Source organism: Chitinivorax tropicus, assembly GCF_014202905.1.
Lineage (GTDB): Bacteria > Pseudomonadota > Gammaproteobacteria > Burkholderiales > SCOH01 > Chitinivorax > Chitinivorax tropicus.
Genome location: NZ_JACHHY010000031.1, coordinates 20,430 through 28,029 on the forward strand (window position 1 = coordinate 20,430; position 7,600 = coordinate 28,029).

A 7,600-nucleotide genomic window follows, 5' to 3' on the forward strand; every position below is an offset into this window, starting at 1 on the left:
GCATATCAACATCCGAGGCAGAATGCCCACTCCCTATCTTGCCTCGGGTCGAAACCCTTTTGTGCTGGCAGCTTTAACCAAGTGCCCGCCACATCGTCCAGAGAAGTGCGTCGATGCGCTGGGGCGGTGATGAATAATGGCTCGTCTGCTGCAAACAAGGCCATGCTGGCTTGTGCGATCATTGGCGGTAGCTTTCTTTCCCACGGTTCAGGCAAAACACGATTTTGCAAGCTATGCCATTCGCCATCGCGCATCAGCAGTAGACACAAGCGCCCTGGTTCAACCAATGCCAGTAGGCTGCTGTCGGGCAGCTCCTTGGCCAGCTTGTTGAAGACAGCAACCAACAACGGCCTGACGCTGGTCAATTTCATGGCATGACGCTTGGCAAGATCCTCCAAAGCAGCCAGCCACCGGGAATCCATGCCACTGACCAGCCGGTTCTGCTTCAATTTGGCAGGTGACAATGCCAGCGTCCATTGATTGACAACTTCACCATATTGCTCAGTCAGGAGCGCTCTTGCGTAATCTAAGCTTAGCGCATCGTCCAGCAGGTTTTGCTGCCAGGGCAGGATTTCATAGCGCACCCAGGCATTGGAAACAATCACCTCGATCTGTTTGGCCCCCGACACAGCGCTGTCAGTCAGCCAGTTATCCAGCTCATCCAGTGCAGGCACACCCTCCCGCAATGTCAATGGAAAACGGGCTGACGCAATACGCTCCCGCTTCCGGCCACGCAAGCAAACTGCACTGACATACTCCGCTTCAATCGCAATAACCACGCAGTCAGCGGATAAACGTAACACGGTTGATCTCCTGCAATGTTGTTTCCCCCCTTGCAACAGCGGCGAGTGCAACCTCTCGAAGCTGTCTGGTCCCGTTTCGACGGGCTGCTTGTTTTAATTCGCTCATGGGCGCTTTACATAAAATCAGTTCACGCAATTCATCATTTAAGCTCAGAATTTCTGCGATCGCGATACGGCCAAGATAGCCCGACCCCCGGCAGTGTGAGCACCCCTTGCCCATCCGGAATTTGAATTTGGGCAACCACTCTGGCTGAAAGCGTGACGCAATCAGCACATCTGAAGGTGGCCGATAAGGTGCTGAGCAATGTGGGCACACCCGGCGCACCAGACGCTGCCCCAGCACACCATTCAATGCGGCAACCAAGCTATATGGGTCAACTTCCATATACAAAAAGCGGCTGATTACGTCAAATACACTGTTGGCGTGAACGGTCGTCAACACCAAGTGGCCTGTCAACGCGGCCTGCACAGCAATTTGCGCTGTCTCCGGGTCACGGATTTCACCCACCATGATTTTGTCGGGATCATGACGCAACACGGATCGCAGCCCCCTGGCGAAAGTCAGGCCTTTCTTTTCATTGACAGGAATCTGCAGGATGCCCGGCAGCTGATATTCGACCGGGTCTTCAATCGTGATGATCTTATCTTCGCCATTGTTGATCTCTGATAGGGCAGCGTAGAGCGTTGTTGTCTTACCCGAACCTGTCGGCCCTGTCACCAGCAACATGCCATATGGCTCAATGGCCAAATCACGGATGATCTGTTTGGTACCCTCGTCAAAGCCCAAGCTCTCCAGACTCAAACCACTCACCTGGCTGGTGACGGCCTGTTTGTCGAGCACACGCAATACGGCATCTTCACCATGGATACTGGGCATGACAGATACCCGGAAATCCACTTCCCGCCCCAGGATCATGGCCTTGAAGCGGCCATCCTGTGGGACGCGACGCTCAGCAATATCCAATTCTGACATCACTTTCAGGCGGGAAATCACCTGCTCTGCCAGCTCCACACCGGCAATCTTGTTGATATGGCTCAGGACACCGTCAATACGGTATTTGATGGCCAGCCCCTCAGGCTCACTCTCCAGGTGGATATCGCTGGCACCACTTTTCAGCGCATCATAAAGCGTCGAATTCACCAATCTGACTGCAGCACCCGACTCTTCAGCGATGCTCTGCAGTGAGATCACTTCAACATGCTCACCCCGCTTGCCACCACCTTGCTGAGAAGGAAGCACCCCATCGATTGCCCGGCGTCCATCTTCAAGCGTAGCGAAACGCTCCGCCAATTTTTCGCCATCAGTCAAAGCAAGCTGGTACGCACCATCCAGCTTATGCTCCAACCAAGACATCAAGCCAGGCTGTAGTGGGTCGGCAACGATTGCGACAATCCGGTCTTTTCTGCGAACCGGCAGGCATTGTCTGGCCAACGCTTCAGTGAAGGGCAATTTGCTGAAGTCTGGCTCCAGCTCGTCCAGTTTTGTGGCAGGAACCTGAGGAATACGCAGCGTCTGAGCCAATGCGTAGCGCACCACTTCAGGTGATTGCTGTGATTTTTCAACCAAGATGTCCAGCAAATGCTTACCTTCTGACTCAGCTTGTTGGCGGGCTTGCTGAAGCTCAGTAGGAGAAAATCGAGGACGCATCAGATCAGAGGGGATTCGGGCGGTCATTTCACGCCTCCGGCAAGATCAAAAATCGGCAAGTACATCAGCAGTACCACCAGGCCGATGAATCCCCCCATGAACAGCATCAGGATTGGTTCGAACAGCTTGGTTGCCACATCGACCCAGCGGGCCAATTCATCATCATAAAAAGTTGCGACATGCTCCATCATGTCGCCCAATTGGCCGCTTTTCTCACCAACACGCAGCAACCGTAGCGCAACAGGCGTTGTCAAACCTTCTCGCTGCATGGTGTCCGCCAGGGGTTGACCTTGCTTGAGCGCCGCAATCACTTTCAACAACGGCTGCCTCAATGCCGGGCTCAACAAGTCAGCAACGCGTTCAAATGACGTTACCAATGGAATACCGCCACGCAACAACATGCCAGCCGCCCGGTAAAACCGCGCCAGCTGAAAGATTCGGAGGCGCTCGCCCAGCCATGGACTTCGCCATGCACGTGCAACCACCGCAGCACGCACAGCAGGCTGCTTGGCCACCAGCACCAGCGCAGCGATAAACATGACGACACCGATACCGGCACTAGTTTGATTTTTGTCCAGCCAGCCACCAAATGCCAGCAACCATTTGGATAAAGTTGGCAAATCAGTATTCAGGCCTTCATAAATACGGCTGAATTTGGGAACCAGATACCCCAGCAGAAACAAACAAACACCGCCCCCCACCACCAGCAGGATGGCTGGGTAGATAGCCGCGCTGACCAAGCGCTTGCGAAGCGTCTCGACCTGTTCTTGATAATTGATGTATCGGATGATCGATTTGTGGAGCTCACCGGTATGCTCACTGGCACGGACCGTAGCCACAAACAACTCAGGAAAGATGTCAGGCCGAGCAGACATACACTGAGACAATGTCTGCCCTTGAAACAGTGAGTTCTTCACACCATCCAGAATGGACTTGATCGCAGGACGGTGTTCCTTTTCACTCAATGTCTCGATTGCTTCCGTCACCGGGAGCCCGGCCACCAGCAGGGCCGTAAGCTCCCGACAGAACAATAGCAAGTCAAACTTGGGTGCTCTTGATAACGCAAATCCCCCCCCCTGAGCCTTGCTTTCGATTGAAAGCAGCTTCAGCCCGCGCGATTCAACGCCGCGCCGCGCATCTTCCATACTGGTTGCATCAATGCTCAGACGCACCAACCTGCGTTGGGCATCCAGGGCGCTGATTTCAAAACGCTGACTCATGGGAAGTGGACCAGATGCTATTTAATTGCGAAGGTCGGCATCATCACCTGCCCCACCGGGGCGACCATCTTTACCTAGCGAGATAATATCGAATTCGCGTCCGTTCTCTCCTGGGCTACGATACTGGTATGGGTGTCCCCATGGGTCCATCGGCACGTCTTTCTTCAGATAGGGGCCACGCCAGCCTTGCTCATCATTGGGGGCTTGCATCAATGCAGCCAAACCTTGCTCGTTCCGAGGGAAATGCCCTGTATCCAGACGATAGGCTTCGATTGCTTTTGACAGCGCATCGATTTGAGCTCTGGCAGTTGTCACCTCCGACTTACCCAGGTTTTTGAACAAGTTTGGACCGACGACCCCCACCAACAGGCCGATGATCACCAATGCAATCAACAGCTCAAGCAAGGTAAAGCCTTGATATTTTTTTAATTTCATCACATGCCAACTTAGTGAAAAGGTTTATCCGAATATAACCACTATAATACCAGAAAAATCATTTAGCATATTGCCATGCTGCGTGACGCCCCGACCGAATCCCACTCGCAAGCAGACTCGCTCAACCCAAACTGTACCAACTTCTTACGGTTTCGGAAGCAAAAATTCCATCACCAAATTGATTGGTTGCTGAAACACAGTCTCAGACTGGCACAAACCAACTACATCATCGGTTCGACAGTCAGTAGATTTCGAGTTCCCTTGTTTAACAACCTTATAGGATGGTGCCAAAACATGTAATTTGAGCCTACCTTTACCTGCCGGCAAAAACACGAGCTGGCTGTCGATGGCTTCTACATGCAGGCTGATATCTCCGTCCTCTCCATTAGGCAGGTAGAGGTCTGCATACCGAAATGCTTCTTGCAATGCCGCCGGCTGGTATCGTTTGTTCAGCGATGACTTGAAAGAGAGATAGGCCTCCACACCATTCTGCTCAACATGCAGTGCATGATAGTCGGCGTGTTGATCGCAAGACTGACCTGACGGGCATTTCAACGTCAGTGGCTTTCGAGTCTCCACCAACGAAATCTGCTTTACATCGTCGCTTGCCACCTGTTTGGCAGGCTTGCGCGTAGCATGCCCATTTTCACAAGCCATCGCCGTTGCAGCTTGCAAGATGCAGCACAGCATCAAAAATAATTTCGACATATTCGTGTATTCACAGCGTACCAAGTCCGAATTCTAATCCATTTGGCATTCGATTGTCATAAAAGACCACAAGTTCCGGCCAAGATTGCTGTTTTCAATTTTTTCTGCCAACTTTGTCACTGGCGCTCCATAACGAAGCAAGCCCCCAAGCAACTGTCACATCAATCGCTTGGGGGCCAGAGTTCAACTAATCAGTCTGAGATATCGAACAGCTCAGTAGAACGACCGTCTCACAAACGTCCATTTCAAGCCATCACCCGAGCCATTTGCTTGTTGGACTGCGGGCGTACCATCCAGACCTGCCGTGATGCCCATCGGTAATCCACTGGCACGGGATACCAACTGATATGCGACACCATCAACTGCAACTGGGCACCATTGCTGGTTGATTCCGCGATGCAGGGGATAAGCAATGACCTCACCACCAACCTTATGCATTGTTGCGCTGTTTACATCTAGCGCCAGACCAGTAGCTTTGGAGGTTACATAGAAGAACCCTTCTGCATTCCGCTCCAGCTTCCACTTTGTCGCGCCATCATCATTCCACACAATCACGGGAGAGTGTGAAACATCCCCAGCCGGTACTAGGTTTGAGCCACTCAACTTGTTCACGATGGAAACCTCACCCGACAGAGAGAATGTGGTATCGCATTTCGTTGTGGGCTGAGGAGTGGGGGTAGGCGTGGGGGTGTTGCCCGTCACTCGGAATGACACCATCTTGTCATTGTAGTTACGTAATACAAGATTTGAGGCATCCCCTTGCAGCACAACGCGATTGCCTTGGGCGCGGGGTTGATCAAACAATTCAACAACCATACCCATCGGCACCTTCACCGAAGAAACCATTTTCGCCCAACCAGCGGGCGCCTCAAAAGCGCCTACGCTGCTACAGAAGCGGCCACCCTGGAAGTAAATGTGCTCATAGAAGCAAACTTGCGCGGCAGGTGTAGGTGTAGGTGTGGGTGTAGGTGTGGGCTTAGGTGTTGGAGTTGGAGTTGGAGTTGGTGTTGGCTTAGGAGTTGGAGTGGGCGCGGGAACGGTCGGATCATCCTTCACCACAACTTTAAAGGAAACGCTTGCTTGCTTGCCGCTACGAGCCGTAGCCGTCAGTGTGATGTTGGCGACGCCAAATGCATTACGCTGTGGCGATACTGTCACTACGCGCTGGTTACCCGCTGTCCCTCCAGTTGCCACCTGAACGTTGCTCGTTCCAATCAAAGCGGTATTGTCAGAGCGAATTTGGAACGTCAACGACTGCAAATCAACTTGAGATGCAGCGATGTCCAGAATCAAGTCGCCTTTGGCATTTTCATCCAGTTGCAGCTCTTTTGCACTGATGGCCAGCTTGATATCAGTTGGTGCGGTCGTGCCCGGGTAATACTTGTTGACTGATGCAGCATCCCCAGCACTGAGCTCTTTCCGCTGCCCCAGATTTGACAAAGGAATATTGCGATCCTTGGGGGTGATGGTCGGCTGGCCATTGCTGCTGAAGGCATAGGCGCTATAGTGCATGATTGAACCGAAGTCATAGGTACCGACCGGATCAGCTTGGCTAGGCCGCAATTTGGTGAAGTTTCCTTCTTTACCGACCATTATGTTTGTGGCATTGACCACCACATAGTCATCCCGATCAGGGCGCATCTGCTCATGATGCCACCCCAAGGCATGCAGCATTTCATGTGCTGCAATACCTGGGTACTCGCAACCAGCACCCAATGAAATCTGCTGCCTGCCACCAACCATGCCAACCGACGAATAACATCCACCGCCGGCAAAGAATTCAACGTAGTTGGCCTCATTTGTCCGCTCTTTGAACTGAATGGCTGTCTTGGCTGTGATCAGCTTCATCCCAGCCAGAGCCGCTTCTCGCCCATTCTTCGAAAAGCTCGGGTCGAATGTGTAATACACGGTGTTGTTTGGCCAACGTGTTGATGTCGAAGCATGGTTGTCATCGCCATCCAACTGAACCAACCCTTGTGCATTCTTACGTGCCTGGGTCTTGACTGCGATTTCACGCTGCCAGTTATAAACTGACAGATCACGGACGATACGGGTCCGTTGAATTTCTTCGTGCCTGCCAATCACCATATCGCCAACCATGGCGTTGCCATCAATGATTTGGTAGGTAATTTTTTCGCCCGTGAAGAGCTCAACGCTTGCTGTTTGAGCCTTTGAGACACGGCTATTATTGACATCCGCCTCGTCACCAGCATGGGCCATTGTTGTCACAGCCAACGCAACCATGCTCGCCAGATAAGTAGGCTTGAATTTCATTTTCAGATCTTTCTTTCAATCATGAGCATTACGTGAGTGGTTACAGATCCACCACTCACGCACTCGTTATCCATTCACGCGGGGGAAATCTCAACGAACCACTGCAACAACCGACGCACCCTTTACCGCATCATATGCATGTAAAAGCACATGGTATCTGCCGGCTTTTGGATTGCTGATCAACACATGTTCAGCATTGCCTGCCACTCTGGACTTAGCATCGCTAACACCATTACGCCCTTTGGTTGGTGCGGAATCAGCCTTTACATACAGATCAAGATCGCCTGCACCACTACCTGTACGAATAGCCAGGAATCTTGCCCCCGCAGGCACGTCAATCACATAACGTTTTTCGGCATCGTCTGCAATGCTCAAGCCAGTCACTGCCATTCCATTTGTCAACACATCGCTAGGCGTAGGCGTAGGCGTAGGCGTAGGCGTAGGCGTAGGCGTAGGCGTAGGCGTAGGCGTAGGCGTAGGCGTAGGCGTAGGCGTAGGCGTAGGCGTAGGCG

At 52.4% G+C, this 7,600-nt stretch carries 7 protein-coding genes; all 7 read right to left on the reverse strand.

All coding sequences use genetic code 11. The annotated features are described in order from the left end of the window. Nucleotides 1–5: 5 nt before the first annotated feature. The gene (locus tag HNQ59_RS17760; protein ID WP_184041739.1) at nucleotides 6–803 is read right to left on the reverse strand and encodes a hypothetical protein; all 798 of its coding nucleotides are present in this window, start codon (nucleotides 801–803) and stop codon (nucleotides 6–8) included. Beyond that, on the reverse strand, nucleotides 784–2,478 hold the full coding sequence (locus HNQ59_RS17765; protein WP_246491073.1) for a GspE/PulE family protein: 1,695 nt from the start codon (nucleotides 2,476–2,478) through the stop codon (nucleotides 784–786). Before HNQ59_RS17765 ends, HNQ59_RS17760 begins: the two co-directional genes overlap by 20 nt. Continuing rightward, on the reverse strand, nucleotides 2,475–3,671 hold the full coding sequence (locus HNQ59_RS17770) for a type II secretion system F family protein (RefSeq protein WP_184041740.1): 1,197 nt from the start codon (nucleotides 3,669–3,671) through the stop codon (nucleotides 2,475–2,477). Before HNQ59_RS17770 ends, HNQ59_RS17765 begins: the two co-directional genes overlap by 4 nt. A 21-nt stretch (nucleotides 3,672–3,692) precedes the next feature. Next, the gene (gspG, locus tag HNQ59_RS17775; RefSeq protein WP_184041741.1) at nucleotides 3,693–4,106 is read right to left on the reverse strand and encodes a type II secretion system major pseudopilin GspG; all 414 of its coding nucleotides are present in this window, start codon (nucleotides 4,104–4,106) and stop codon (nucleotides 3,693–3,695) included. A gap of 144 nt (nucleotides 4,107–4,250) precedes the next feature. Further along, a complete protein-coding gene (locus HNQ59_RS17780) occupies nucleotides 4,251–4,814 on the reverse strand; it encodes a hypothetical protein (protein WP_184041742.1) in 564 nt (187 codons plus the stop codon). Between the two features lie 213 nt (nucleotides 4,815–5,027). Beyond that, nucleotides 5,028–7,088: a M12 family metallopeptidase gene (locus HNQ59_RS17785; RefSeq protein ID WP_184041743.1), complete on the reverse strand. Its 2,061-nt coding sequence runs from the start codon at nucleotides 7,086–7,088 to the stop codon at nucleotides 5,028–5,030. Between the two features lie 90 nt (nucleotides 7,089–7,178). Then, on the reverse strand, nucleotides 7,179–7,463 hold the full coding sequence (locus HNQ59_RS17790; protein WP_184041744.1) for a PPC domain-containing protein: 285 nt from the start codon (nucleotides 7,461–7,463) through the stop codon (nucleotides 7,179–7,181). Nucleotides 7,464–7,600: the final 137 nt, after the last annotated feature.

Coding starts and splice junctions, on each gene's coding strand:
- HNQ59_RS17765 (WP_246491073.1), bottom strand. CDS start 2,478: ATGACCGCCCGAATCCCCTCTGATCTGATGCGTCCTCGATTTTCTCCT.
- HNQ59_RS17770 (WP_184041740.1), bottom strand. CDS start 3,671: ATGAGTCAGCGTTTTGAAATCAGCGCCCTGGATGCCCAACGCAGGTTG.
- gspG (WP_184041741.1), bottom strand. CDS start 4,106: ATGAAATTAAAAAAATATCAAGGCTTTACCTTGCTTGAGCTGTTGATT.
- HNQ59_RS17780 (WP_184041742.1), bottom strand. CDS start 4,814: ATGTCGAAATTATTTTTGATGCTGTGCTGCATCTTGCAAGCTGCAACG.
- HNQ59_RS17785 (WP_184041743.1), bottom strand. CDS start 7,088: ATGAAATTCAAGCCTACTTATCTGGCGAGCATGGTTGCGTTGGCTGTG.